This window comes from Enterobacter sp. JBIWA005, assembly GCF_019968805.1.
Classification (GTDB): domain Bacteria; phylum Pseudomonadota; class Gammaproteobacteria; order Enterobacterales; family Enterobacteriaceae; genus Enterobacter; species Enterobacter vonholyi.
In genome coordinates this window covers 4,463,194-4,487,839 of the sequence record NZ_CP074159.1, presented here as the reverse complement: position 1 = coordinate 4,487,839, position 24,646 = coordinate 4,463,194, and the positions used below count along the sequence as shown (strand labels likewise).

Below are 24,646 nucleotides of genomic sequence, written 5' to 3'. Positions count from 1 at the left end.
AACGTGGCGCAGGCGGAAGTATTGAATCAGGAGTCGCTGGCTAAACAGGTTTTGCATGAAACCTTTGGCTACCAGCAGTTCCGCCCTGGCCAGGAAACCATCATTGAAACGGTGCTGGAAGGTCGTGATTGCCTGGTGGTGATGCCTACCGGCGGCGGTAAGTCCCTCTGTTATCAGGTTCCCGCGCTGGTGCTTAACGGCCTTACGGTCGTAGTATCACCGCTCATTTCTCTGATGAAAGACCAGGTTGACCAGCTGCTCGCCAACGGCGTGGCGGCGGCCTGTCTCAACTCGACCCAAACCCGGGAGCAGCAGCAAGAGGTGATGGCCGGGTGTCGCACCGGGCAGATTCGCCTGCTGTATATCGCGCCGGAACGCCTGATGCTGGATAACTTCCTCGATCACCTGGCGCACTGGAACCCGGTCCTGCTGGCGGTGGATGAAGCGCACTGTATTTCCCAGTGGGGACACGATTTCCGCCCGGAATACGCCGCCCTCGGCCAGCTGCGTCAGCGCTTCCCCGAGCTGCCGTTTATGGCGCTTACCGCCACGGCGGATGACACCACGCGCCTGGATATCGTTCGCCTGCTCGGGTTGAACGACCCCTATATTCAGGTCAGCAGCTTCGACCGCCCCAACATCCGCTATATGCTGATGGAAAAATTCAAGCCGCTGGATCAGCTTCTGCGCTATGTGCAGGAGCAGCGCGGCAAGTCCGGCATTATCTACTGCAACAGCCGCGCAAAGGTGGAAGACACCGCCGCGCGTCTGCAAAACCGCGGCTTTAGCGCCGCCGCGTATCATGCCGGGTTAGAGAACCACATCCGCGCCGACGTGCAGGAAAAATTCCAGCGCGACGACCTGCAGATCGTCGTCGCGACGGTGGCGTTCGGAATGGGCATCAACAAGCCCAACGTGCGCTTTGTGGTGCATTTCGACATCCCGCGCAATATCGAATCTTACTATCAGGAAACCGGTCGCGCCGGGCGTGACGGGCTGCCTGCGGAAGCGATGCTGTTTTACGATCCGGCCGATATGGCGTGGCTGCGCCGCTGTCTGGAAGAGAAGCCGCAGGGACAGCTGCAGGATATCGAGCGCCACAAGCTCAACGCGATGGGCGCGTTTGCCGAAGCGCAAACCTGCCGTCGTCTGGTTCTGCTCAACTACTTTGGTGAAGGGCGCCAGGAGCCGTGCGGCAACTGCGATATCTGCCTCGACCCGCCGAAGCAGTACGATGGCCTGATGGACGCGCGTAAGGCGCTCTCGACCATTTACCGCGTGAATCAACGCTTCGGGATGGGCTACGTGGTGGAGGTGCTGCGCGGCGCCAACAACCAGCGTATACGCGACATGGGCCACGACAAGCTGCCTGTCTACGGTATTGGCAAGGACCAGAGCCACGAGCACTGGGTGAGCATCATTCGCCAGCTGATCCACCTCGGCTTCGCTACGCAGAACATTGCTCAGCACTCCGCGCTTCAGCTGACCGAGGCCGCGCGTCCGGTGCTGCGCGGTGACGTTGAACTGAAGCTCGCCGTGCCGCGCGTCATCGCCCTGAAGCCGCGCGTGATGCAGAAATCCTACGGCGGCAATTACGACCGCAAGCTGTTCGCCAAACTGCGCAAGCTGCGTAAAGCCATCGCCGACGAGGAAAACATCCCGCCTTACGTGGTGTTCAACGACGCGACGCTGATTGAGATGGCCGAGCAGATGCCGCTCAGCGCCAGCGAAATGCTCAGCGTCAACGGCGTCGGCACGCGCAAGCTGGAGCGCTTCGGTAAAGAGTTTATGGCGCTCATCCGCTCTCACGCCGACGGTGACGATGAGGAGTAGTCAGCCGGGCGAAAAAGTGCCAGGATGATGACTCACTAAATTATTTCCCCGCGAGCTAATTATGTTAATGCTATTTCTCACCGTGGCATTAGTGCACATCGTTGCGCTGATGAGCCCCGGCCCAGACTTTTTCTTCGTGTCACAAACGGCCGTCAGCCGCTCCCGAAAAGAGGCGATGATGGGCGTGCTCGGTATCACCATGGGCGTTATGGTCTGGGCGGCCGTTGCGCTGCTCGGTCTGAACCTGATCCTGGCGAAGATGGCCTGGCTGCATAATATCATTATGGTCGGCGGCGGGCTGTACCTGTGCTGGATGGGCTACCAGATGCTGCGCGGGGCGCTGAAGAAAGAAGAGAAAAAACCGGAAGAGCCAAAGGTGGAGCTGGCAACGGGCGGTCGCAGCTTTGTAAAAGGGTTGCTGACTAATCTGGCGAATCCAAAAGCGATTATCTATTTCGGCTCCGTGTTCTCGCTGTTTGTCGGCGATAGCGTCGGTGCGGGCGCACGCTGGGGCATCTTCCTGCTGATCGTCGTTGAAACCTTTGCCTGGTTTACTATCGTGGCCAGCCTGTTCGCCTTACCGGCGATGCGCCGCGGCTACCAGCGTATCGCGAAGTGGATTGACGGCTGCGCCGGCGCGCTGTTCGCCGGCTTCGGCATTCATCTCATCATTTCTCGCTAAGCATGACGCGCTGACGCAAGCAGCGCGCCAACCAGCATAAACAGCGAGCCAAAGACTTTATTCAGGGCCTTCATCTGCTTAGGCCCTTTAATCCACGCCGCAATTCGCTGCGCCAGCGTCGCGTATCCAATCATCACGATGATATCGACGATAATGGTGGTCGCGCCCAGCACCACGTACTGCATCACCTGCGGCTGATGCGGAACGATAAACTGCGGGAACAGCGCGGCGAGGAAAACGATGCTCTTCGGGTTGGTCAGGTTGACGAACACCGCCCGCTTAAACAGATGGCCGCGGTTTTGCGTCTGCGCGAGAGTATTCAGGTTGATGGAACCTGCCGCGCGCCACTGCTGGATGCCGAGCCAAATCAGATAGGCTGCCCCGGCCCATTTCAGCACTTCAAACGCCAGCACCGAGCGGGAGAAAAGTGTCCCCAGACCAATCCCAACCAGCACAATATGAATGCCCAGCCCGGCCTGCAAACCGGCAATCGACGCCACCGCACCGCGGTAACCGTGGTTGATGGAGGTAGTCATGGTGTTAATAGCACCCGAACCCGGAGAAAGGCTGAGGATAATGGATGTCAGCAGGTAGGCGAACCACCACTCGAAGGTCATTTGAAACTCCCGAACCGTCTATTTTTATGCCACAATACGCTATTATTGAGTCATTTTGTGACCGGTGACGAAAAAAACGATATTCCCTGGATTACGTGAGTGGAAACCCAATGTTTCAGCAGAAAAAGGACTGGGAAACACGAGAAAACGCTTTTGCTGCTTTCTCTATGGGGCCGCTGACCGATTTCTGGCGGCAGCGTGAGGAAGATGAGTTTACGGGCGTCGGGGGCATCCCGGTGCGTTTCGTTCGTTTCCGAAATGAAAAAAATGACCGGGTGATTGTGGTCTGCCCTGGGCGTATTGAAAGCTACGTTAAATACGCTGAGCTGGCCTACGACCTGGTCCATATGGGGTTCGATGTCCTGATTATCGACCATCGTGGACAGGGGCTGTCCGGACGACTGCTACCGGACACGCACCGTGGGCACGTCGATCGCTTCAGCGATTACGTCGACGATTTTGCCGCCTTCTGGCAGCAGGACGTTCAGCCCGGTCCCTGGCGCAAGCGGTATATCCTTGCGCACTCCATGGGGGGCGCGATATCGACGCTGTTTTTGCAGCGTTATGAACACCAGTGCGATGCCATTGCGCTAACCGCGCCCATGTACGGCATCGTTATCCGTTTTCCTGACTGGATGGTGCGTCATCTTCTTGACTGGTCTGAGGGCCATCAGCGCATTCGTGAAGGTTACGCCATAGGCACAGGACGCTGGCGCGCGCTGCCGTTCGCCATCAACGTCTTAACCCACAGTCGGCAGCGTTATCGCCGCAACCTGCGCTTTTATGCCGATGAACCACGCTTACGCGTCGGCGGCCCGACCTGGCACTGGGTGCGGGAGGGTATTATGGCCGGTGAGCAGGTGCTGGCGGGCGTAGGTGATGATGATACGCCGACGCTTCTGATTCAGGCGGAAGAAGAGCGTGTGGTGGATAACCGCATGCATGACCGCTATTGTGAACTGCGCGCTGCTGCCGGTCACCCTTGTGAAGGGGGTAAACCGCTGGTCATTAACGGCGCGTTCCATGAGATCCTTTTTGAAAAGGACGCTATGCGCTCAGTCGCGCTCAACGCCATTGTTGAATTTTTCAACAGGCATAATTGATTTTTGTTTTCCACCAGAGGTTGAAATCCCTATGTACCAGGTTGTTGCATCTGATTTAGATGGCACGCTGCTTTCCCCCGACCACACCCTGTCGCCTTACGCGAAAGAGACCTTAAAACTCCTGACTGCCCGTGGCGTGAACTTTGTGTTCGCCACCGGCCGCCACCACGTCGACGTGGGGCAGATCCGCGATAATCTCGAGATCAAATCGTACATGATCACCTCCAACGGTGCGCGCGTGCATGATACCGACGGCAACCTGATCTTTACCCACAACCTGGATCGCGATATTGCCGCCGATCTGTTTGGCGTGGTGCATAACAACCCGGCTATCGTCACTAACGTTTACCGCGACGACGACTGGTTTATGAACCGCCACCGCCCGGATGAAATGCGTTTCTTCAAGGAAGCGGTATTCAACTACTCCCTTTACGAACCGGGCCTGCTGGAGCCGGAAGGGATCAGCAAGGTGTTCTTCACCTGCGACAGCCACGAAGAGCTGCTCCCGCTGGAACAGGCGATCAACGCTCGCTGGGGCGATCGCGTCAACGTAAGCTTCTCAACCCTGACCTGTCTTGAAGTGATGGCGGGTGGCGTCTCCAAAGGTCACGCGCTGGAAGCGGTTGCGAAACGCCTGGGCTTCGGGCTCAAAGACTGTATCGCCTTCGGTGACGGCATGAACGACGCCGAGATGCTTTCAATGGCAGGCAAGGGCTGCATCATGCAGAACGCGCACCAGCGTCTGAAGGATCTCCACCCTGAACTGGAAGTCATTGGTTCTAACGCTGACAACGCGGTACCGAAGTATCTGCGCAAGCTGTTCCTTGAATAATCTTCACTTGATTGTTTATTGCTCAGTTGTCAACTAAAGAGTTCGCTACAATGCCTCTCCTTCTTTCTGAGAGACAAGCATTGTGGCGCTACTCATTATCACCACTATCCTGTGGGCCTTCTCCTTTAGCCTGATTGGCGAATACCTTGCCGGTTCGGTCGACAGCTACTTCTCGGTGCTGATGCGTGTGGGGCTGGCGGCACTGGTGTTCCTGCCGTTTCTGCGCACGCGCGGGCAATCGCTGAAAACGATTGTGCTGTATATGCTGGTGGGGGCGATGCAGCTCGGCATCATGTATTTGTTCAGCTTCCGGGCTTACGTCTATCTGTCCGTCTCGGAATTCCTGCTCTTTACCGTGCTGACGCCGCTCTACATCACGCTGATTTACGATCTGCTGAGTAAACGCCGTCTGCGCTGGGGATACCTGCTGAGCGCGGCGCTGGCGGTGATTGGCGCGGCGATTATTCGCTACGACAAAGTAAGCGATCACTTCTGGACCGGGCTGATGTTCGTCCAGCTCGCCAACATCAGTTTCGCTATCGGCATGGTGGGCTACAAACGCCTGATGGAAACCCGTCCGATGCCGCAGCATAACGCGTTTGCCTGGTTTTATATGGGCGCCGCGATTGTCGCGGTAGCGGCGTGGTTTATGCTCGGTAACCCGCAAAAGTTGCCTACCACCATCGTACAGTGGGGTGTTCTGGTCTGGCTGGGCGTCGTGGCTTCCGGGTTGGGGTACTTCATGTGGAACTACGGCGCGACGCAGGTCGACGCCGGTACGCTGGGGATTATGAACAACGTGCATGTCCCGGCAGGGCTGCTGGTCAACCTTGCCATCTGGCAGCAACAGCCGCACTGGCCAAGCTTCCTTATTGGGGGAGCGGTGATCCTGGCTTCGCTGTGGGTCCATCGACGCTGGGTCGCTCCGCGCTCCGCACAAACGGAAGATGGTCGCACGCGTGGTTCCGCGCTGAGCGAATAAACGCCTCCGTAATCGGCTGACGCTGCTCGCCATCGCGCACGGCGGCGTACAGCCGGCTCCACAGTCCTTCACCCAGGGTTTTGGTGACCACCAGGCCCTGGCGTTCAAAACTCTCCACCACCCAGTGCGGCAGCGCCGCGATACCCATGCTGGCCGCCACCATCTGAATCAGCAGCAAGGTGTTATCCACGCTTTTCAGCTGCGGGCTAATGCCCGCGGGCTGCAGGAAGTGACGCCAGATATCCAGACGACTGCGCTGAACCGGGTAAATCAGCAGCGTTTCCGTCGCCAGGTCTTCCGGCGTGATGCGCGTTTTGGCCGCCAGCGGGTGGTCCGGCGCCAGCACCAGGCGCACCTCATAATCAAACATCGGCGAATAGTGCAGGCCGCTGCGCGGCAGAATGTCAGAGGTCATGACCAGATCCAGCTCGCCCTGCTGCAGCGAGGGCTGCGGGTCGAACGTCACGCCGGATTTAAAGTCCATCTCCACCTGCGGCCACTTCTGGCGGAAGTTCTCAAGCGCGGGGGTCAGCCACTGAATACAGCTGTGGCACTCAATAGCGATACGCAGTTTGGTCTGCTGCGGTTCGTTACACGCCTGCAGCGCGCTCGCGATCTGTGGCAGAACCTGATTCGCCAGCTGAAGGAGAATTTCACCCTGCGGCGTAAAGCGTAGCGGCTGGCTTTTACGCACAAAAAGACGGAAGCCGAGGCGTTGTTCCAGATCGCTGAACTGGTGAGAAAGGGCGGACTGTGTCTGGTGCAGCGTGGCCGCAGCAGCCGCGAGCGAACCGCAGTTCCGCAACGCTTGTAGCGTTTTCAGGTGTTTAATCTCGATCATGAAAGTCCTTCACTTCGCCATGAACATTTTGCGCTTGAGGAATATACAGTACCTGCCAATTATAGAAGTGTAAACATCTGGACGTCTAAATAACGAATTTCACAAGGGGTACACCATGACAATCCGCAATCACACTCTCGGTTTCCCTCGCGTTGGCCTGCGTCGCGAGCTGAAAAAAGCGCAAGAAAGCTACTGGGCAGGGAACGCCACGCGTGAAGAGCTGCTGGCAGTGGGACGCGAGCTGCGCGCCCGCCACTGGGATCAGCAGAAGCAGGCGGGCATTGACCTGCTGCCGGTGGGCGATTTCGCCTGGTACGACCATGTTCTGACGACCAGCCTGCTGCTTGGCAACGTGCCGGCTCGTCATCAGAACAAAGATGGATCGGTAGATATCGATACCCTGTTCCGCATCGGCCGTGGCCGTGCGCCAACGGGTGAGCCAGCGGCAGCGGCGGAAATGACTAAGTGGTTTAACACTAACTATCACTATATGGTGCCGGAGTTCGTAAAAGGTCAGCAGTTTAAACTGACCTGGACGCAGCTTCTGGATGAAGTGGACGAAGCGCTGGCGCTGGGCCACCAGGTTAAACCCGTGCTGCTGGGGCCAGTGACCTATCTGTGGCTGGGGAAAGTCAAAGGCGAGCAGTTCGATCGTCTGAGCCTGCTGAAGGACATTCTGCCGGTCTACAAACAGGTGCTGATTGAGCTGGGCAAACGCGGCATTCAGTGGGTGCAAATCGACGAACCGGCGCTGGTGCTCGAGCTGCCCCAGGAATGGCTCGATGCCTTCAAACCGGCGTATGACGCGCTCACCGGGCAGGTGAAGCTGCTGCTGACAACCTATTTCGAAGGCGTGACGCCGAACCTGAGCACGATTACCGCGCTGCCGGTGCAGGGCCTGCACGTAGACTTTATACACGGTAAAGATGATGTGACGGAGCTGCACAAGCGCCTGCCCGCAGACTGGCTGCTCTCCGCCGGTCTGGTGAATGGCCGTAACGTCTGGCGCGCCGATCTGACCGAGAAATACGCACAAATCAAAGACATCGTCGGTAAACGTGAGCTGTGGGTGGCCTCGTCCTGCTCGCTGCTGCACAGCCCGATCGACCTGAGTGTGGAAACCCGTCTCGACCCTGAAGTAAAGAGCTGGTTTGCCTTCGCGCTGCAAAAATGTGAAGAGCTGGCCCTGCTGCGCGACGCGCTGAACAGCGGCGACACGGCGGCAATTACCGAATGGAGCGCCCCGATCCGGGCGCGCCGCCACTCCGCGCGCGTGCATAACCCGGCGGTGGAAAAACGTCTGGCGGCCATCACCGCCCAGGACAGCCAGCGCCAGAGCCCGTATGAGGTGCGCGCCGAAGCCCAGCGCGCCCGCTTCAATCTGCCTGCGTGGCCGACCACGACGATTGGTTCCTTCCCGCAGACCACCGAGATCCGCGGCCTGCGTCTGGACTTTAAAAAGGGCAATCTGGATGCGAATCACTACCGCACCGGGATCGCGGAACACATCAAGCAGGCGATTATCGAGCAGGAACGCCTGGGGCTGGACGTGCTGGTGCACGGTGAAGCAGAGCGTAATGACATGGTGGAATACTTTGGCGAGCACCTGGACGGCTTCGTCTTTACCCAGAACGGCTGGGTGCAGAGCTATGGCTCCCGATGCGTGAAGCCGCCGGTGGTCATCGGTGACGTTAGCCGTCCGGAAGCGATCACGGTTGAGTGGGCGAAGTACGCCCAGTCCCTTACCGACAAGCCCGTGAAAGGCATGCTCACCGGTCCGGTGACCATTCTTTGCTGGTCCTTCCCGCGTGAAGACGTGACCCGTGAAACCATCGCCAAACAGATCGCCCTGGCGCTGCGTGATGAAGTGGCGGATCTGGAAGCCGCAGGCATTGGCATTATTCAGATTGACGAACCGGCCCTGCGCGAAGGTCTGCCGCTGCGTCGCAGCGACTGGGACGCCTACCTGCAGTGGGGCGTGGAGGCGTTCCGCATCAACGCCGCGGTGGCGAAGGACGACACTCAGATCCACACCCACATGTGTTACTGCGAATTTAACGACATCATGGATTCGATTGCCGCGCTGGACGCCGACGTGATCACTATTGAGACCTCGCGTTCAGATATGGAGCTGCTGGAGTCGTTTGAAGAATTCGACTACCCGAACGAAATCGGGCCGGGCGTGTACGACATCCACTCCCCGAACGTGCCGAGCGTGGAGTGGATTGAAGCCCTGCTGAAAAAAGCGGCCCAGCGTATTCCGGCAGAGCGTCTTTGGGTAAACCCTGACTGCGGACTGAAAACCCGCGGCTGGCCTGAAACCCGCGCAGCGCTGGCGAACATGGTGAAGGCAGCGCAGAATTTGCGTCAGGCGTAGGGGTATTGGATGGCCCGGTAAGGCGTAGCCGCCACCGGGCGTTTTTGTTATTACGCTTTCTTACCGCCGTACTGGCTAAACCACGCCAGCATTCTCTGCCAGCCATCTTTGGCTGATTCTGCGTGATAGCTCGGACGATAATCGGCGTTAAACGCATGCCCGGCATCCGGGTAGACCACGATCTCCGCCTTCGCATTTGCCGCACGGAGCGCATGGCGCATGGTCTCTACCGAATCAAGCGAAATACCGGTGTCCTGTCCGCCGTAAAGCCCTAACACGGGGGCATTTAACTCGGTGGCGATATCGACGGGATGTTTCGGTGAATTCAGCGTTTTTTCACCCACCAGTTTGCCGTACCAGGCGACAGCAGCTTTGAGCTGCGGGTTATGCGCGGCATACAGCCAGCTCATGCGACCGCCCCAGCAGAAACCGGTGACCAGCAGACGATGCGGATCGCCGCCGTTGCGCGCCGCCCAGCTGGCGACATGATCGAGATCGGCCAGCACCTGCGCGTCCGGAACTTTGCTGACCAGGTTGCTGAGCAATGTTGGAATATCACTGTAGTCGTTCGGATCGCCCTGACGGAAGTAGAGCTCTGGCGCAACGGCCAGATACCCTTCCAGCGCCAGCCGGCGGCAGAGGTCGCGAATGTGTTCGTGAACACCAAATATTTCCTGAATCACAATCACGATGGGTAGCGGACCCTCTGCCGATTTTGGTCGGGCGTGATAAGCAGGCATATTCTCCCCCTGCGAGGGAATAGAGGTCTCGCCCGCGGTAATTGCCGCTTCTGGAGTCGACACGATGGTTGAAGCATGTGGGGCCGCAGCAGGTGCAAAACTGGTTTTTTCAGTCATGGCATTCTCCGTACCAATGAGTTAGCGCAAAGGTAAATATAGACACCAGGTTAACAACTCACAGTGCCTTAAACGGTCTATCTTTTGTGCAGCACCTGGCGATATAACTTGTTAATGTGATGTAAATCACTTTTTTATGGAAATTCAATGTAACCATTTTCATTCATGGTGAGGTTCGTCACGAAAATATGCTTACTGCTTCTGTAAAGTACCGTTTTACTTCTTCTGACTAACCGACCCACAGAGGAGTCACCTATGTCTAAGTCTGATGTTTTTCATCTCGGCCTCACTAAAAACGATTTACAAGGGGCTACGCTCGCCATCGTCCCTGGCGATCCGGAGCGTGTGGAAAAGATCGCCGCGCTGATGGATAAGCCGGTCAAGCTGGCTGCCCATCGTGAGTTCACCACCTGGCGCGCAGAGCTGGATGGCAAAGCGGTGATCGTGTGCTCTACCGGTATCGGTGGTCCGTCTACGTCTATTGCTGTTGAAGAGCTGGCGCAGCTGGGCATCCGCACTTTCCTGCGTATCGGTACGACCGGCGCTATTCAGCCGCATATCAACGTCGGCGACGTTCTGGTCACGACCGCGTCCGTCCGTCTGGACGGCGCAAGCCTGCATTTTGCACCAATGGAATTCCCGGCAGTGGCTGATTTCGAATGTACCACCGCGCTGGTTGAAGCTGCGAAATCCGTAGGCGCAACCACTCACGTGGGCGTAACCGCGTCTTCCGACACCTTCTACCCGGGCCAGGAGCGTTACGATACCTTCTCAGGCCGCGTGGTTAGCCGTTTCAAAGGCTCAATGGAAGAGTGGCAGTCCATGGGTGTGATGAACTACGAAATGGAATCCGCAACGCTGCTGACCATGTGTGCAAGCCAGGGTCTGCGTGCCGGTATGGTGGCGGGCGTTATCGTCAACCGTACCCAGCAGGAGATCCCGAACGCCGAAACCATGAAGCAGACCGAAAGTCATGCAGTGAAAATCGTGGTGGAAGCAGCGCGTCGCCTGATCTAGTCCTCTCTTCTTAAATCAAAGGCCGACACGTTCGGCCTTTATTTTTTGCGTAGCGCCTCGCAGGAAAACCCTTTCAAACTGGACGTTTATACAGCACAATTCTATTTTGTGCGGGTAATACGTTGATGCAGGGGGCATTGTGGATATCTCAATCCTGATTTACGCGGTGATTGCGTTGGTGAGCTTAGGGATTGGCTGGCTGATTTCCAGCTACCAGCATGCGCAGCAGAAGGCCGACCAGCTGGCTGAGCGAGAAGAGATGGTCGCAGATTTAAGCGCTATAAAACAGCAGCTTGCGCTGAGCGAACACTGGCGCGATGAGTGTGAGTTGCTCAACAACGAGCTGCGCAACCTGCGTGATATCAACACGTCACTGGAGGCCGATCTCCGCGAAGTGACCACACGCCTTGAATCCACCCAACTGCATGCGGAAGACAAAATCCGCCAGATGATCAACAGCGAGCAGCGTCTCAGCGAACAGTTTGAGAATCTCGCGAACCGCATTTTTGAGCACAGCAACCGCCGCGTTGACGAACAAAACCGGCAGAGCCTCAACAGCTTGCTGACGCCTCTGCGCGAGCAGCTGGACGGTTTTCGTCGTCAGGTGCAGGACAGTTTTGGTCAGGAAGCCCGTGAGCGGCACACCCTGGCTCATGAGATTCGTAATCTTCAGCAGCTGAATGCCCAGATGGCACAAGAAGCGGTCAACCTCACCCGAGCGCTCAAAGGGGACAACAAAACCCAGGGCAACTGGGGTGAGGTGGTGCTGACCCGCGTACTGGAAGCTTCTGGTCTGCGGGAAGGATATGAATACGAAACGCAGGTGAGTATCGAAAACGACGCCCGCTCACGAATGCAGCCGGATGTGATCGTGCGGCTGCCGCAGGGCAAAGATGTGGTGATTGACGCTAAAATGACGCTGGTGGCGTATGAACGTTACTTTAATGCGGACGATGACTACACGCGCGAGTCAGCTCTGCAGGAGCACATTGCCTCCGTACGTAATCATATTCGCCTGCTCGGCAGAAAAGACTACCAGCAGCTGCCGGGTCTGCGCTCGCTGGACTATGTCCTGATGTTTATTCCGGTAGAGCCCGCGTTTCTGCTGGCACTCGACAGGCAGCCTGAGCTTATAACCGAAGCGCTCAAAAATAATATTATGTTGGTCAGCCCCACCACGCTGCTGGTGGCGTTACGCACCATTGCGAACCTGTGGCGCTATGAGCACCAGAGTCGCAACGCGCAGCAGATTGCCGATCGTGCCAGCAAGCTGTACGACAAAATGCGCCTCTTTGTGGACGACATGTCTTCAGTCGGGCAAAGCCTGGATCGTGCGCAGGATAACTATCGCCAGGCGATGAAAAAACTCGCCTCCGGACGTGGCAATCTGCTGGCGCAGGCTGAATCATTCCGCAGTCTGGGAGTAGAAGTTAAACGCGAGATTAATCCGGAATTGGTCGAGCAGGCCACCGCCCAGGACGACGAGTTTCGCCTGCGAGAAGGGGCGAACGAACAAAAGACAAACAGTGAAGACAACACGTTAGCGGCGGATTCATCACCAGACGAGATTCCAGCGCGTTTTTTTCGCGGTGGTTGAAACGTAGGGCAAACGCGCCCAATCTGATACACTTCACGAACATTTTACTGATAAGCAGGCTCTAAGATGGCTGACGATTCACAAGACACAACGCACTTTGGCTTTCAGACTGTCGCCAAAGCGCAGAAAGCTGACATGGTGGCCCACGTATTTCATTCCGTGGCGGCGAAGTACGATGTGATGAATGACCTGATGTCGTTCGGCATTCATCGCTTGTGGAAGCGCTTCACCATTGACTGTAGCGGCGTGCGTCGCGGACAAACGGTGCTGGATTTAGCTGGCGGTACGGGCGATTTAACCGCGAAATTCTCTCGTCTGGTGGGTGAAACCGGTCGCGTTGTTCTCGCCGATATTAATGACTCCATGCTGAAAATGGGACGCGAAAAGCTGCGTAACATCGGTGTGGTGGGGAATGTTGAATATGTGCAGGCAAACGCCGAAGCGCTGCCGTTCCCGGACAATACCTTTGACTGCATCACTATCTCCTTCGGTCTGCGTAACGTGACCGATAAAGAAAAAGCGCTGCGCTCCATGTACCGCGTGCTGAAGCCGGGTGGACGCCTGCTGGTGCTTGAATTCTCCAAACCGATTATTGAGCCGCTGAGCAAAGCTTACGACGCCTATTCCTTCCACGTGCTGCCGCGCATCGGTGAGCTGGTGGCTAACGACGCTGAAAGCTACCGCTATCTGGCGGAATCTATCCGTATGCACCCGGATCAGGACACATTAAAAGCCATGATGCAGGATGCAGAATTTGAGAACGTTGAATATTTCAACCTGACGGCGGGTGTCGTCGCGCTGCATCGCGGTTACAAGTTCTGAGTGGAGGTGTCCCGTGCCCTTTAAGCCCTTAGTCACCGCAGGTATCGAAAACGTACTGAATGCCTTTCTCTATCGTGCTCCGGCGCTGAAAGCAGCGCGTCAGCGGCTAAACGGGAAGATATTACGTATTGTTTTAAAAGAGTTCTCGACGCCGCTTGTGCTGGTATTCAGCGAACGCCAGCTTGACGTTCTGGGGGCGTGGGAAGGTGAAGCTGACTGCTCGGTCATCACGCACATGAGCGTGCTGCCAAAACTGCGCGATCGCCAGCAATTAACGGCGCTTATCCGCAGCGGTGAGCTGGAGGTGGAAGGCGACATTCAGGTCGTGCAGAACTTCGTTGCTCTCACCGATCTGGCGGAGTTCGATCCGGCAGAGCTGCTCGCGCCTTTTATCGGCGACATTGCTGCCGAAGGCATCGGGAAAGTCCTTCATGGTGGCGCCTCCTTTGCGCGTAAAAGCCTCCAGCGCCAACAACGCTATGTGGCGGAAGTGATGACTGAGGAGTGGCGAATGGCGCCCGGGCCACTGGAAGTTGCATGGTTTGCGGAAGAAACCGCTGCTGTTGAACGCGCGGTTGATGCGTTTACCAAACGGCTGGAAAAACTGGAGGGCAAATGACGCCTGGTGAAATTCGGCGCCTCTATTTTATTATTCGCACCTTTTTGAGCTACGGGCTCGACGAGCTTATTCCCAAAATGCGCATCACGCTGCCGCTTCGCATCTGGCGGCGGATGCTGTTCTGGATGCCCAATCGCCACAAAGGTCAACCGCTGGGTGAGCGTCTGCGCCTGGCGCTGCAGGAACTCGGTCCGGTATGGATTAAATTCGGGCAGATGCTTTCGACCCGCCGCGACCTCTTCCCGCCTCTCATTGCCGATGAGCTCGCAATGCTTCAGGACCGCGTCGCACCCTTTGACGGCGCGCGCGCGAAAAAGCAAATTGAAGAGGCGATGGGAAATGTACCCGTCGAGACCTGGTTTGACGATTTCGATATTCAACCGCTGGCGTCGGCCTCTATCGCGCAGGTACATACCGCGCGCCTGAAAGATAATGGCAAGGAAGTGGTTATTAAGGTCATTCGTCCGGACATCCTGCCCATCATCAAAGCAGACATGAAGCTGATTTATCGTCTGGCGCGCTGGGTGCCGCGTCTGCTTCCGGACGGACGTCGTTTGCGTCCAATGGAAGTGGTGCGGGAATATGAAAAAACGCTGATTGATGAGCTTAACCTGCTGCGCGAATCGGCAAATGCCATTCAGCTGCGCCGTAACTTTGAAAACAGCCCGATGCTCTATGTACCTGAAGTCTATTCTGACTACTGCAGCCAGAACATGATGGTGATGGAGCGTATCTACGGTATTCCGGTTTCGGATGTCGTAGCCCTGGAGAAGCAGGGAACAAACATGAAGCTCCTGGCCGAACGTGGCGTACAGGTCTTCTTTACCCAGGTATTCCGCGACAGCTTTTTCCATGCGGACATGCATCCGGGCAATATCTTTGTGAGCTACGAACACCCTGAGGACCCGAAATATATCGGTATCGACTGCGGGATTGTGGGGTCGCTGAACAAAGAAGATAAACGGTATCTGGCTGAGAACTTCATCGCGTTCTTCAACCGCGACTACCGTAAGGTGGCCGAGCTGCACGTCGATTCCGGCTGGGTTCCGCCGGACACCAACGTCGAAGAGTTCGAGTTTGCGATCCGGACCGTTTGCGAACCGATTTTTGAAAAACCGCTGGCGGAAATCTCCTTTGGGCACGTACTGTTGAACCTGTTCAACACGGCTCGCCGCTTTAATATGGAAGTTCAGCCACAGCTAGTTTTACTTCAGAAAACATTACTTTACGTTGAGGGTGTAGGCCGACAGCTCTATCCTCAGTTAGACTTGTGGAAGACTGCGAAACCTTTCCTTGAATCCTGGATTAAGGATCAGGTTGGCATTCCGGCGCTGGTGCGCTCGCTGAAAGAGAAGGGTCCGTTCTGGATAGAAAAAATGCCTGAAATTCCCGAACTGGTTTATGACAGTTTGCGTCAGAGCAAGAACCTTCAGCACAGCATGGATAAAATCGCCCGCGAGCTTCAGTCCAGCCGTGTTCGCCAGGGACAGTCCCGCTATCTCTTTGGGATTGGCGCAACGCTGCTGTTGAGCGGTACGCTGCTGCTGATCAACCGTCCGGACTGGCAGATGATGCCAGCCTGGCTGATGGCTGGCGGGGTGGTAGTCTGGCTTGCCGGATGGCGAAAAACGCGCTGAGTTTGCGTCGCCATCGATGGGTCGCATACGTATAATGCGACCTGACTCATTAATCATCTATCCCTGAGGAACATGTATGGGTGGTATCAGTATCTGGCAATTGTTGATCATTGCCGTCATCGTCGTGCTGCTGTTTGGCACCAAAAAGCTCGGTTCTATTGGTTCCGATCTGGGCGCGTCTATCAAAGGCTTTAAGAAAGCGATGAGCGATGATGAGAGCAAGCAGGATAAAACCAGCCAGGACGCTGACTTTACTGCTAAATCCATCTCCGACAAGCAAGAAGAAGCCAAAAAGGAAGACGCCAAACGCCACGATAAAGAGCAGGTATAAGTCGTGTTTGACATTGGTTTTGGTGAGCTGCTGCTGGTCTTTGTGATTGGCCTGATCGTGCTGGGGCCGCAGCGTCTGCCGGTGGCGGTGAAAACCGTTGCGGGCTGGGTGCGTGCGATGAGATCGCTGGCATCGACCGTTCAGAATGAGCTGGCGCAGGAGCTTAAGCTGCAGGAATTTCAGGAAAGCCTCAAAAAGGTCGAGAAGGCGAGCATGGATAATCTGACGCCGGAACTGAAAGCCTCAATGGATGAACTGCGTGAAGCGGCGGAATCCATGAAGCGCTCTTACAGCGTCAACGATCCTGAAAAAGCGAGCGATGAAGCGAACACCATCCATAACCCGGTGGTGAAGGGCAGCGAAGAGCAGCGCGAGGGCGTAACGCCTGCCAGCGTTGAACATCAGGCTGCTGCGCCAGAACAGACGCCGCAGGAAACCGAAGTGAAAAAACAGGCGCAGCCGGAAGAACCGGTAACTAAAACGGCGGAAGTAAAGCCCGCTGCGTCCGTTTCCGAATCATCCCCCTCGTCGAGTGATAAAGCGTAAACATGGCAGTAGATGATACTCAACCGCTGATTACGCACCTCATAGAGCTGCGTAAGCGCCTGTTAAACTGTATTATTGCAGTTTTCGTTATTTTTCTATGCCTGGTTTATTTCGCCAACGATATCTACCAGGTTGTCTCTGCACCATTAATTAAGCAGATGCCGCTGGGCGCAACGATGATTGCGACGGATGTGGCTTCTCCGTTCTTTACCCCCATCAAGCTGACCTTCTGGGTGTCGTTGATAGCCTCTGCGCCCGTCATTCTTTACCAGGTATGGGCGTTTGTGGCGCCCGCGCTGTATAAACACGAACGCAAGCTGGTTATCCCGCTGCTGGTGTCCAGCTCGCTGCTGTTCTATATCGGCATGGCGTTTGCCTATTTCGTTGTCTTCCCGCTGGCCTTCGGCTTCCTGACGCATACCGCGCCGGAAGGGGTCCAGGTGTCGACGGATATTGCCAGCTACCTCAGCTTTGTGATGGCGCTGTTTATGGCGTTTGGCGTGGCATTCGAAGTGCCGGTGGCCATTGTACTGCTTTGCTGGGTAGGGGTTACGACTCCGGATGACCTGCGTAAGAAGCGTCCGTATATTCTGGTGGGCGCCTTCGTGGTCGGCATGCTGCTAACGCCGCCGGATGTGTTCTCGCAGACGCTGCTGGCCATACCGATGTACTGTCTGTTTGAGGTCGGCGTTTTCTTCTCGCGTTTCTACGTGGGTAAAGGACGTCGAGTGGATGACGAAGACGATACGTCCGACAAGACCACTGAAGAGTAAAACCAGCCGCCCGTGAGGGCGGTTGTTATATGGGGATTTGCATGTTTGATATCGGACTCAACCTGACCAGCTCGCAGTTTGCGAAAGATCGTGATGAGGTGGTTGCGCGTGCGTTTGCCGCCGGGGTGAAAGGGCTGCTGCTGACGGGCACCAACCTGCATGAGAGCGAGCAGGCCCAGCAGCTGGCGCAACGATACGATCGCTGTTGGTCTACTGCTGGCGTGCATCCTCACGACAGCAGCCAGTGGACCGCGCAAAGTGGCGACACCCTACGCAGGCTGGCAAAGACACCAGAAGTGGTGGCGATTGGCGAGTGCGGCCTCGATTTCAACCGTAACTTTTCCACGCCTGAAGAGCAGGAAAAGGCATTCACTGCCCAGCTTGCGCTAGCGGCAGAGCTTGAAATGCCCGTATTTATGCACTGCCGCGACGCGCATGAGCGTTTTCTGACTCTGCTTGATCCGTGGCTCGATAAACTGCCCGGCGCGGTGCTGCACTGCTTCACCGGCTCACGGCAGGAGGCGCTGGAATGCCTGGAGCGTGGGCTTTATCTGGGGATTACCGGCTGGGTTTGCGATGAGCGCCGCGGGCTTGAGCTTCGGGAGCTGTTGCCAGCGATCCCGGCTGACCGGTTGCTCCTTGAAACGGACGCACCTTATCTGCTGCCGCGCGATATGAAACCCAAACCGGCATCGCGACGAAATGAGCCCGCTTATCTGGGGCACATTATTGAGAGCGTCGCGAAGCGGCGCGGAGACGATCCGCACTGGCTTTCGGCACAGACGGATGACAACGTGCGTAAGCTGTTCGGGATAAATGTTTAAAGTTTACGGAAGTCGGTGTTTTTAACGCTCTGCAGCACCTGCTTGTTCAGCAGATTAAGCAACAGCATAGAGCGCGCTTCCCCGTCCGGCTCGGCAAAAATCGCCTGCAGGCCTTCGAAAGCCCCTTCGGTAATCACGACGCTATCGCCCGTATAGGGGGTTTCGGGGTCGGTGAGACCTTCGGGCTGTTGGTAAATCGACAGCTGATGAATGACCGTTGACGGAACCGTTGCCGGGTGGGCACCAAAACGAACGAAGTGGCTGACGCCGCGCGTTGCGCTGATGGTGGTGGTGTGGATGACTTCCGGGTCGAATTCCACGAAGAGGTAGTTCGGGAACAACGGCTCGCTGACGGTTGTGCGCTTCCCGCGCTGCATTTTTTCAAGCGTGATCACGGGCGTCAGGCAATTTACAGACTGACGTTCAAGATGTTCCTGCGCGCGCTGAAGTTGCCCGCGTTTGCAATACAGTAAATACCAGGCCTGCATAATCACTCTTTCCCTTAGTTCGGGGCGCAAGCATATCAAAACCCTGGCGGGATCGCTAAGTTGATTATAATGGGCGAAAATGGGACAGAACGCATAACTTCACGCTAATTTAACAAAATTACAGCATCAAGCAGGCTTACGCCGTATAATGAAGCGCTTACAGAGAGGCCATGATTAACTGCATGAAATACCACGATCTCCGCGACTTCCTGACGCTGCTGGAAAAGCAGGGTGAACTCAAGCGTATTACACTTCCTGTTGATCCTTATCTGGAGATGACAGAAATTGCTGACCGCACCCTGCGTGCCGGTGGCCCCGCGTTACTGTTTGAAAATCCAAAAGGTTACTCAATGCCGGTTCTGTGCAACCTGTTTGGTACGCCGCGTCGCGTCGCACTGGGGATGGGGCAGGAAGACGTCACGGCGCTGCGTGAAGTCGGTAAGCTGCTGGCCTTCCTGAAAGAGCCGGAGCCGCCGAAAGGCTTCCGCGATCTGTTCGACAAACTGCCGCAGTTTAAGCAGGTGCTGAACATGCCCACCAAACGCCTGCGCGGCGCGCCGTGCCAGCAGAAGGTGCTGGAAGGCGATGCGGTTGATTTGACTAAAATCCCTATCATGCAGTGCTGGCCGGAAGATGCCGCGCCGCTGATCACCTGGGGACTGACCGTCACGCGCGGCCCGCACAAAGAGCGCCAGAATCTTGGTATTTACCGCCAGCAGTTGATTGGCAAGAATAAGCTCATCATGCGCTGGCTGTCGCATCGCGGCGGCGCGCTGGATTTTCAGGAGTGGTGTGCTGCGCGTCCGGGTGAACGTTTCCCGGTATCTGTCGCCCTGGGCGCCGATCCGGCCACCATTCTGGGAGCCGTCACGCCCGTGCCGGATACGCTCTCTGAATATGCCTTTGCAGGCCTGCTGCGCGGGACGAAAACGGAAGTTGTGAAGTGTATCTCTAACGATCTCGAAGTCCCGGCCAGTGCAGAAATTGTGCTGGAAGGTTACATTGAGCAGGGTGAAATGGCGCCAGAAGGCCCTTACGGCGACCACACCGGCTATTACAACGAAGTGGATAACTTCCCGGTGTTTACCGTGACGCACATTACGCAGCGTGAAGATGCGATTTATCACTCCACGTATACCGGGCGTCCACCGGATGAACCCGCGGTACTGGGCGTGGCGCTGAACGAAGTGTTTGTGCCGATTCTGCAAAAGCAGTTCCCGGAAATTGTTGATTTTTATCTGCCGCCTGAAGGATGCTCCTATCGCATGGCGGTGGTCACGATGAAGAAGCAGTATCCTGGTCATGCTAAACGCGTAATGATGGGCGTGTGGTCTTTCCTGCGCCAGTTTATGTATACCAAATTTGTTATTGTCTGCGATGATGACGTTAACGCCCGCGACTGGAATGACGTAATCTGGGCCATTACCACGCGAATGGACCCGGCGCGCGATACGGTGTTAGTCGAAAACACGCCGATTGATTATCTGGATTTTGCCTCGCCGGTTTCCGGTCTTGGCTCAAAGATGGGACTGGATGCCACAAATAAATGGCCTGGCGAAACCGACCGTGAATGGGGTCGCCCGATCAAAAAAGATCCTGCTGTGACCGCGCGCATTGACGCGATCTGGGACGAGCTGGCCATAATGAATAACGGTAAACCCTGAGCTGACCGTTAAGCCCTATAGACTTCCCGACAGAGAGAGCGAATGACAACCTTAAGCTGTAAAGTGACCTCGGTAGATGCCATCACCGACACCGTATATCGCGTCCGTTTAGTGCCAGAAGCGCCATTCTCTTTCCGCGCGGGTCAGTACCTGATGGTTGTGATGGATGAGCGTGATAAGCGTCCTTTCTCCATGGCCTCCACGCCAGCGGAGCAGGAATTTATTGAGCTTCATATTGGTGCGTCAGAGCTTAACCTGTATGCAATGGCGGTGATGGATCGGATCCTGAAGGAACGTGAAATCGTGGTGGATATTCCGCACGGCGATGCGTGGCTGCGCGATGACGAAGACCGTCCGCTGATCCTGATTGCCGGTGGTACAGGCTTCTCCTATGTGCGCTCCATTCTGTTAACCGCCCTGGCGCGTAACCCGGACCGTGATATCACGATCTACTGGGGTGGCCGTGAAGAGAAACACCTGTATGACCTGTCTGAACTGGAAGCGCTGAGCGTAACCCATCCTAACCTGCGCATTGAGCCGGTGGTTGAGCAGCCGGAAGAGGGCTGGCGCGGGCGTAGCGGGACGGTGCTGACGGCGGTGCTGCAGGATCACGGCACGCTGGCAGGGCACGATATTTATATCGCTGGCCGTTTTGAGATGGCGAAAATTGCCCGTGATCTGTTCTGTAACGAACGTGACGCGCGTGAAGACCGCCTGTTTGGCGATGCGTTTGCCTTCATTTAAGTAAAAAGCCCGCCCCTGACAGGCGGGAAGAACGGCAACTAAACTTCTGCCGGGTCGCATTTGCGACCCGGTTTTTTATCACACTCTCTCAAACACCGTCGCGATACCCTGACCCAGCCCAATACACATCGTTGCCAGACCAAACTGGGCATCTTTGCGTTCCATCAGGTTGATCAGCGTCGTGCTGATACGCGCCCCGGAGCAGCCCAGCGGGTGACCGAGGGCGATCGCGCCGCCGTTGAGGTTAATCTTCTCGTCGATCTGCTCCATCAGCCCCAGATCCTTAATGCACGGCAGGATCTGCGCGGCGAACGCTTCGTTCATCTCAAACAGGTCGATGTCGCTGGCGGTTAATCCCGCTTTTTTCAGCGCCAGCTTTGAAGCCGGAACCGGGCCGTAGCCCATGATCGACGGATCGCAGCCCACGACCGCCATCGAGCGTACCCGAGCGCGAGGCGTTAATCCTAGCTCGCGGGCGCGGCTTTCGCTCATCACCAGCATCGCGGCGGCACCGTCTGACAGCGCCGACGAGGTCCCTGCTGTGACCGTACCGGTGACCGGGTCAAACGCCGGACGCAGCGTAGAAAGCGCTTCGACGGTGGTTTCCGGGCGGATGACTTCGTCGTAGCTGAACTGCTTCAGAACGCCGTCTGCATCGTGGCCGCCGGTCGGGATGATCTCATTCTTAAAGGCGCCGGACTGCGTGGCGGCCCATGCGCGAGCGTGAGAGCGCGCGGCAAAGGCATCCTGCATTTCGCGGCTGATGCCGTGCAGGCGGGAGAGCATCTCGGCGGTGAGACCCATCATCCCCGCGGCTTTCGCCACGTTGCGGCTCATCCCCGGGTGGAAATCGACCCCGTGGCTCATCGGCACGTGCCCCATGTGCTCGACGCCGCCCACCAGGCAGGCCTGCGCATCACCGGTCATGATCATGCGTGCCGCGTCGTGCAGCGCCTGCATTGATGAACCGCACAGGCGGTTGACGGTGACGGCCGGAACCGAATGTGGGATCTCCGCCAGCAGCGACGCGTTGCGGGCGATGTTGAAGCCCTGCTCCAGGGTCTGCTGCACGCAGCCCCAGTAGATATCGTCCAGCGCAGCCGGATCCAGCGCCGGGTTACGCGCCAGCAGGCTACGCATCAGGTGCGCAGAGAGGTCTTCCGCACGCACGTTACGGAACGCGCCGCCTTTTGAACGGCCCATCGGGGTGCGAATTGCATCAACAATGACAACCTTTTCCATTGTGACTCCTTAAGCCGTTTTCAGCTCGCCAACCGGACGGGCTGGCTCAACTGCGGGATAGTAGGGTTCGTTATGGCGCGCTTTGCTACGCAGACCTTCCGGCACCTCATAAAGCGGGCCGAGGTGCTGATACTGCTGAGCCATATCGAGATAGCGGGCGCTGCCGAGAGTGTCCAGCCAGCGGAACGCGCCGCCGTGGAACGGAGGGAAGCCCAGGCCGTAAACCAGCGCCATGTCGGCTTCTGCCGGGCTGGCGATGATGCCTTCTTCGAGGCAGCGCACCACTTCGTTGATCATCGGGATCATCATGCGGGCGATGATCTCATCGTCGGTGAAGTCGCGTTTTGGCTGGCTAACGTCGGCCAGCAGGCTATCCACCGCCGCGTCTTCTTCTTTCTTCGGTTTGCCTTTGCTGTCTTCTTTATAGCGCCAGAAGCCCAGACCGTTTTTCTGGCCGAAGCGGTTAGCGTCGAACAGCGCGTCAATGGCGTCGCGATAGTCTTTCTGCATGCGCTGCGGGAAGCCTGCCGCCATCACCGCCTGGGCGTGGTGGGCGGTATCAATGCCTACAACGTCCAGCAGATACGCCGGGCCCATCGGCCAGCCGAACTGCTTTTCCATCACTTTGTCGATTTTGCGGAAGTCCGCGCCGTCGCGCAGCAGCTGGCTGAATCCGGCGAAGTAAGGGAACAGCACGCGGTTGACGAAGAAGCCCGGGCAGTCGTTAACAACGATCGGCGTTTTGCCCATCTTGCTCGCCCATGCCACCACTTTAGCGATGGTTTCGTCAGAGGTTTTTTCCCCTCGGATCACTTCGACCAGCGGCATACGATGTACCGGGTTGAAGAAGTGCATACCGCAGAAGTTTTCCGGACGCTTCAGCACGCTCGCCAGTTCACTGATTGGAATGGTGGAGGTGTTAGAGGCCAGCACGGTATCCGGGCGAACCTTGTCTTCCGTTTCCGCCAGCACCGCTTTTTTGACCTTCGGGTTCTCGACGACGGCTTCGACCACCACGTCGACACGATCAAAACCGCTGTATTCCAGCACGGGCTGGATGGTGGAGATCACGCCTGCGAGCTTCAGCCCGTCAATTTTGCCGCGCTCAAGCTGTTTGTTCAGCAGCTTGGCCGCTTCGGTCATGCCCAGCGTCAGGGATTTTTCGCTGATGTCTTTCATCACTACCGGCACGCCTTTCCAGGCCGACTGGTAAGCGATGCCGCCACCCATAATCCCCGCGCCGAGTACCGCCGCATGTTTTGGCGTCTCAACGTTTTTAGTCAGCTGTTTGGCTTTCCCTTTTACGAACTGATCGTTGAGGAAGATACCGACCAGCGCGCGGGCTTCATTGGTGTGCGCCAGCGGGACAAAGCTCTGATTTTCGAGCTTCAGCGCTTCATCGCGACCAAGGCGGGCAGCAGCTTCAATGGTTTTCACCGCCGTGATCGGCGCCGGGTAGTGTTTACCCGCCGTCTGCATCACCATGCCTTTGGCGATGGTGAAGCTCATGGTGGCTTCAATCTTGCTGAGTTTTAACGGTTCCAGCTTCGGCTGGCGTTTGGCTTTCCAGTCGAGATCGCCGTTGATTGCCTGACGCAGAATGGCGAGTGCGCCTTCAACCAGCTTCTCAGGTTTTACAACGCCGTCGACCAGGCCAATTTTCTGCGCCTGTTCGGCGCCGACATCTTTACCTGCGGCAATGATCTCCAGGGCGCTGTCGGCACCCAGCATGCGCGGCATACGCACGGAGCCGCCAAAGCCCGGCATGATGCCCAGCTTGGTTTCCGGCAGGCCGATGCGCAGGTCCGGCGTCGCCAGGCGGTAGTCGGTCGCCAGCACGCATTCGCAACCACCGCCCAGCGCATAACCGTTAACGGCGGAAATGGTCGGGACAGGCAGATCTTCCAGACGATTAAAGACGCTGTTGGCAAAGTGCAGCCACTGGCTCAGCTGTTCTTCCGGAACCAGGAACAGCGAAAGGAACTCGGTGATATCGGCACCGACGATAAAGGCCGCTTTGTTCGAACGCAGCAGCAGCCCTTTTAATTCAGGTTGTTTTTCAAGAACATCCAGCGCCTGGCCAAGACTGGCCACCGTCGCGGTATCAAGTTTGTTCACTGAGCCGGGGGCATCGAACACCAGTTCGGCAATGCCATCTTCCAGCCAGTGGAGGTACAGGGTGTCGCCTTTGTAGAGCATGTCAGTCTCCTGAATCCAG

23 protein-coding genes are annotated in these 24,646 nt (G+C 56.9%); 17 read left to right on the top strand and 6 right to left on the bottom strand.

From position 1 onward, the window contains the following. Positions 1 to 3 precede the first annotated feature (3 nt). Together recQ and rhtC are read left to right on the top strand one after the other, a co-directional pair. Entirely contained in the window at positions 4 to 1,833 is a 1,830-nt protein-coding gene (gene recQ / locus KGP22_RS21360; RefSeq protein WP_047345452.1) for an ATP-dependent DNA helicase RecQ, read from the top strand. A 61-nt stretch (positions 1,834 to 1,894) separates the two neighbouring features. Continuing rightward, on the top strand, positions 1,895 to 2,515 hold the full coding sequence (gene rhtC, locus KGP22_RS21355; protein WP_111963536.1) for a threonine export protein RhtC: 621 nt from the start codon (positions 1,895 to 1,897) through the stop codon (positions 2,513 to 2,515). Here rhtC and rhtB read toward each other — a convergent pair. Beyond that, complete coding sequence (gene rhtB / locus KGP22_RS21350) at positions 2,512 to 3,132, bottom strand: homoserine/homoserine lactone efflux protein (protein WP_111963537.1); 621 nt, start codon at positions 3,130 to 3,132, stop codon at positions 2,512 to 2,514. The genes rhtC and rhtB overlap by 4 nt on opposite strands. A gap of 110 nt (positions 3,133 to 3,242) precedes the next feature. Between rhtB and pldB the strand changes: the two genes are divergently transcribed. The 3 genes from pldB to KGP22_RS21335 all read left to right on the top strand — a co-directional run bounded on the left by pldB (position 3,243) and on the right by KGP22_RS21335 (position 6,049). After that, positions 3,243 to 4,235 (top strand): lysophospholipase L2, encoded by a 993-nt coding sequence (gene pldB, locus KGP22_RS21345; protein WP_223580724.1) that lies wholly within the window; start codon positions 3,243 to 3,245, stop codon positions 4,233 to 4,235. Positions 4,236 to 4,266: 31 nt separating this feature from the next. Then, a complete protein-coding gene (gene yigL / locus KGP22_RS21340) occupies positions 4,267 to 5,067 on the top strand; it encodes a sugar/pyridoxal phosphate phosphatase YigL (RefSeq protein ID WP_029741831.1) in 801 nt (266 codons plus the stop codon). A gap of 82 nt (positions 5,068 to 5,149) precedes the next feature. Then, a complete protein-coding gene (locus KGP22_RS21335; protein ID WP_115877019.1) occupies positions 5,150 to 6,049 on the top strand; it encodes a carboxylate/amino acid/amine transporter in 900 nt (299 codons plus the stop codon). Here the strand turns inward: KGP22_RS21335 and metR are convergent. Then, entirely contained in the window at positions 5,937 to 6,890 is a 954-nt protein-coding gene (gene metR / locus KGP22_RS21330) for an HTH-type transcriptional regulator MetR (protein WP_127732586.1), read from the bottom strand. The two genes, KGP22_RS21335 and metR, sit on opposite strands and share 113 nt — an antisense overlap. Positions 6,891 to 7,005: 115 nt before the next feature. Here metR and metE point away from each other — a divergent pair, with 115 nt between their 5' ends. Then, on the top strand, positions 7,006 to 9,267 hold the full coding sequence (metE, locus tag KGP22_RS21325; RefSeq protein ID WP_223580722.1) for a 5-methyltetrahydropteroyltriglutamate--homocysteine S-methyltransferase: 2,262 nt from the start codon (positions 7,006 to 7,008) through the stop codon (positions 9,265 to 9,267). Between the two features lie 50 nt (positions 9,268 to 9,317). Here metE and KGP22_RS21320 read toward each other — a convergent pair whose 3' ends face one another. Beyond that, positions 9,318 to 10,124 carry a dienelactone hydrolase family protein gene (locus KGP22_RS21320; RefSeq protein WP_223580720.1) on the bottom strand — a complete coding sequence of 269 codons (807 nt, stop codon included), beginning with the start codon at positions 10,122 to 10,124 and terminating at the stop codon, positions 9,318 to 9,320. A 255-nt stretch (positions 10,125 to 10,379) separates the two neighbouring features. Here KGP22_RS21320 and udp point away from each other — a divergent pair, with 255 nt between their 5' ends. From udp to tatD, 9 genes are all read left to right on the top strand, one after another. Then, a complete protein-coding gene (gene udp / locus KGP22_RS21315) occupies positions 10,380 to 11,141 on the top strand; it encodes a uridine phosphorylase (protein WP_003860792.1) in 762 nt (253 codons plus the stop codon). 139 nt (positions 11,142 to 11,280) lie between these two features. Then, positions 11,281 to 12,738 carry a DNA recombination protein RmuC gene (rmuC, locus tag KGP22_RS21310; protein ID WP_111963542.1) on the top strand — a complete coding sequence of 486 codons (1,458 nt, stop codon included), beginning with the start codon at positions 11,281 to 11,283 and terminating at the stop codon, positions 12,736 to 12,738. A gap of 66 nt (positions 12,739 to 12,804) precedes the next feature. Continuing rightward, positions 12,805 to 13,560: a bifunctional demethylmenaquinone methyltransferase/2-methoxy-6-polyprenyl-1,4-benzoquinol methylase UbiE gene (ubiE, locus tag KGP22_RS21305; protein WP_023309612.1), complete on the top strand. Its 756-nt coding sequence runs from the start codon at positions 12,805 to 12,807 to the stop codon at positions 13,558 to 13,560. 13 nt (positions 13,561 to 13,573) lie between these two features. Beyond that, positions 13,574 to 14,179, top strand: coding sequence for a ubiquinone biosynthesis protein UbiJ (ubiJ, locus tag KGP22_RS21300; protein WP_111963543.1), 606 nt, complete (start codon positions 13,574 to 13,576; stop codon positions 14,177 to 14,179). Then, positions 14,176 to 15,816 carry a ubiquinone biosynthesis regulatory protein kinase UbiB gene (gene ubiB / locus KGP22_RS21295; protein WP_149367414.1) on the top strand — a complete coding sequence of 547 codons (1,641 nt, stop codon included), beginning with the start codon at positions 14,176 to 14,178 and terminating at the stop codon, positions 15,814 to 15,816. Before ubiJ ends, ubiB begins: the two co-directional genes overlap by 4 nt. Before the next feature lie 76 nt (positions 15,817 to 15,892). Continuing rightward, positions 15,893 to 16,147 (top strand): Sec-independent protein translocase subunit TatA, encoded by a 255-nt coding sequence (gene tatA, locus KGP22_RS21290; protein WP_020882874.1) that lies wholly within the window; start codon positions 15,893 to 15,895, stop codon positions 16,145 to 16,147. Between the two features lie 3 nt (positions 16,148 to 16,150). Beyond that, on the top strand, positions 16,151 to 16,693 hold the full coding sequence (tatB, locus tag KGP22_RS21285; protein WP_223580718.1) for a Sec-independent protein translocase protein TatB: 543 nt from the start codon (positions 16,151 to 16,153) through the stop codon (positions 16,691 to 16,693). A 2-nt stretch (positions 16,694 to 16,695) separates the two neighbouring features. After that, positions 16,696 to 17,466: a Sec-independent protein translocase subunit TatC gene (gene tatC, locus KGP22_RS21280; RefSeq protein WP_111963546.1), complete on the top strand. Its 771-nt coding sequence runs from the start codon at positions 16,696 to 16,698 to the stop codon at positions 17,464 to 17,466. A 41-nt stretch (positions 17,467 to 17,507) separates the two neighbouring features. Then, positions 17,508 to 18,290, top strand: a complete 783-nt coding sequence (tatD, locus tag KGP22_RS21275) for a 3'-5' ssDNA/RNA exonuclease TatD (protein WP_111963547.1) — start codon at positions 17,508 to 17,510, stop codon at positions 18,288 to 18,290. Here tatD and rfaH read toward each other — a convergent pair. Further along, positions 18,287 to 18,778 carry a transcription/translation regulatory transformer protein RfaH gene (gene rfaH, locus KGP22_RS21270; protein ID WP_111963548.1) on the bottom strand — a complete coding sequence of 164 codons (492 nt, stop codon included), beginning with the start codon at positions 18,776 to 18,778 and terminating at the stop codon, positions 18,287 to 18,289. The genes tatD and rfaH overlap by 4 nt on opposite strands. A 170-nt stretch (positions 18,779 to 18,948) precedes the next feature. Here rfaH and ubiD point away from each other — a divergent pair, with 170 nt between their 5' ends. Beyond that, a complete protein-coding gene (gene ubiD / locus KGP22_RS21265; RefSeq protein WP_223580716.1) occupies positions 18,949 to 20,442 on the top strand; it encodes a 4-hydroxy-3-polyprenylbenzoate decarboxylase in 1,494 nt (497 codons plus the stop codon). 42 nt (positions 20,443 to 20,484) lie between these two features. Further along, positions 20,485 to 21,186 (top strand): NAD(P)H-flavin reductase, encoded by a 702-nt coding sequence (gene fre, locus KGP22_RS21260; RefSeq protein ID WP_008501516.1) that lies wholly within the window; start codon positions 20,485 to 20,487, stop codon positions 21,184 to 21,186. A 78-nt stretch (positions 21,187 to 21,264) separates the two neighbouring features. Here the strand turns inward: fre and fadA are convergent, their stop codons facing one another. Both fadA and fadB read right to left on the bottom strand, forming a co-directional pair. Beyond that, positions 21,265 to 22,428: an acetyl-CoA C-acyltransferase FadA gene (gene fadA, locus KGP22_RS21255; RefSeq protein ID WP_008501515.1), complete on the bottom strand. Its 1,164-nt coding sequence runs from the start codon at positions 22,426 to 22,428 to the stop codon at positions 21,265 to 21,267. Between the two features lie 9 nt (positions 22,429 to 22,437). Beyond that, positions 22,438 to 24,627: a fatty acid oxidation complex subunit alpha FadB gene (gene fadB / locus KGP22_RS21250; protein WP_111963550.1), complete on the bottom strand. Its 2,190-nt coding sequence runs from the start codon at positions 24,625 to 24,627 to the stop codon at positions 22,438 to 22,440. Positions 24,628 to 24,646 lie beyond the last annotated feature (19 nt).

Bases quoted from the DNA above. Each gene is read 5' to 3' on its own strand.
- rhtC (WP_111963536.1), top strand. From the start codon at position 1,895: ATGTTAATGCTATTTCTCACCGTGGCATTAGTGCACATCGTTGCGCTG.
- rhtB (WP_111963537.1), bottom strand. From the start codon at position 3,132: ATGACCTTCGAGTGGTGGTTCGCCTACCTGCTGACATCCATTATCCTC.
- pldB (WP_223580724.1), top strand. From the start codon at position 3,243: ATGTTTCAGCAGAAAAAGGACTGGGAAACACGAGAAAACGCTTTTGCT.
- yigL (WP_029741831.1), top strand. From the start codon at position 4,267: ATGTACCAGGTTGTTGCATCTGATTTAGATGGCACGCTGCTTTCCCCC.
- metR (WP_127732586.1), bottom strand. From the start codon at position 6,890: ATGATCGAGATTAAACACCTGAAAACGCTACAAGCGTTGCGGAACTGC.
- metE (WP_223580722.1), top strand. From the start codon at position 7,006: ATGACAATCCGCAATCACACTCTCGGTTTCCCTCGCGTTGGCCTGCGT.
- KGP22_RS21320 (WP_223580720.1), bottom strand. From the start codon at position 10,124: ATGACTGAAAAAACCAGTTTTGCACCTGCTGCGGCCCCACATGCTTCA.
- udp (WP_003860792.1), top strand. From the start codon at position 10,380: ATGTCTAAGTCTGATGTTTTTCATCTCGGCCTCACTAAAAACGATTTA.
- ubiE (WP_023309612.1), top strand. From the start codon at position 12,805: ATGGCTGACGATTCACAAGACACAACGCACTTTGGCTTTCAGACTGTC.
- ubiB (WP_149367414.1), top strand. From the start codon at position 14,176: ATGACGCCTGGTGAAATTCGGCGCCTCTATTTTATTATTCGCACCTTT.
- tatA (WP_020882874.1), top strand. From the start codon at position 15,893: ATGGGTGGTATCAGTATCTGGCAATTGTTGATCATTGCCGTCATCGTC.
- tatC (WP_111963546.1), top strand. From the start codon at position 16,696: ATGGCAGTAGATGATACTCAACCGCTGATTACGCACCTCATAGAGCTG.
- tatD (WP_111963547.1), top strand. From the start codon at position 17,508: ATGTTTGATATCGGACTCAACCTGACCAGCTCGCAGTTTGCGAAAGAT.
- rfaH (WP_111963548.1), bottom strand. From the start codon at position 18,778: ATGCAGGCCTGGTATTTACTGTATTGCAAACGCGGGCAACTTCAGCGC.
- ubiD (WP_223580716.1), top strand. From the start codon at position 18,949: ATGATTAACTGCATGAAATACCACGATCTCCGCGACTTCCTGACGCTG.
- fre (WP_008501516.1), top strand. From the start codon at position 20,485: ATGACAACCTTAAGCTGTAAAGTGACCTCGGTAGATGCCATCACCGAC.
- fadA (WP_008501515.1), bottom strand. From the start codon at position 22,428: ATGGAAAAGGTTGTCATTGTTGATGCAATTCGCACCCCGATGGGCCGT.
- fadB (WP_111963550.1), bottom strand. From the start codon at position 24,627: ATGCTCTACAAAGGCGACACCCTGTACCTCCACTGGCTGGAAGATGGC.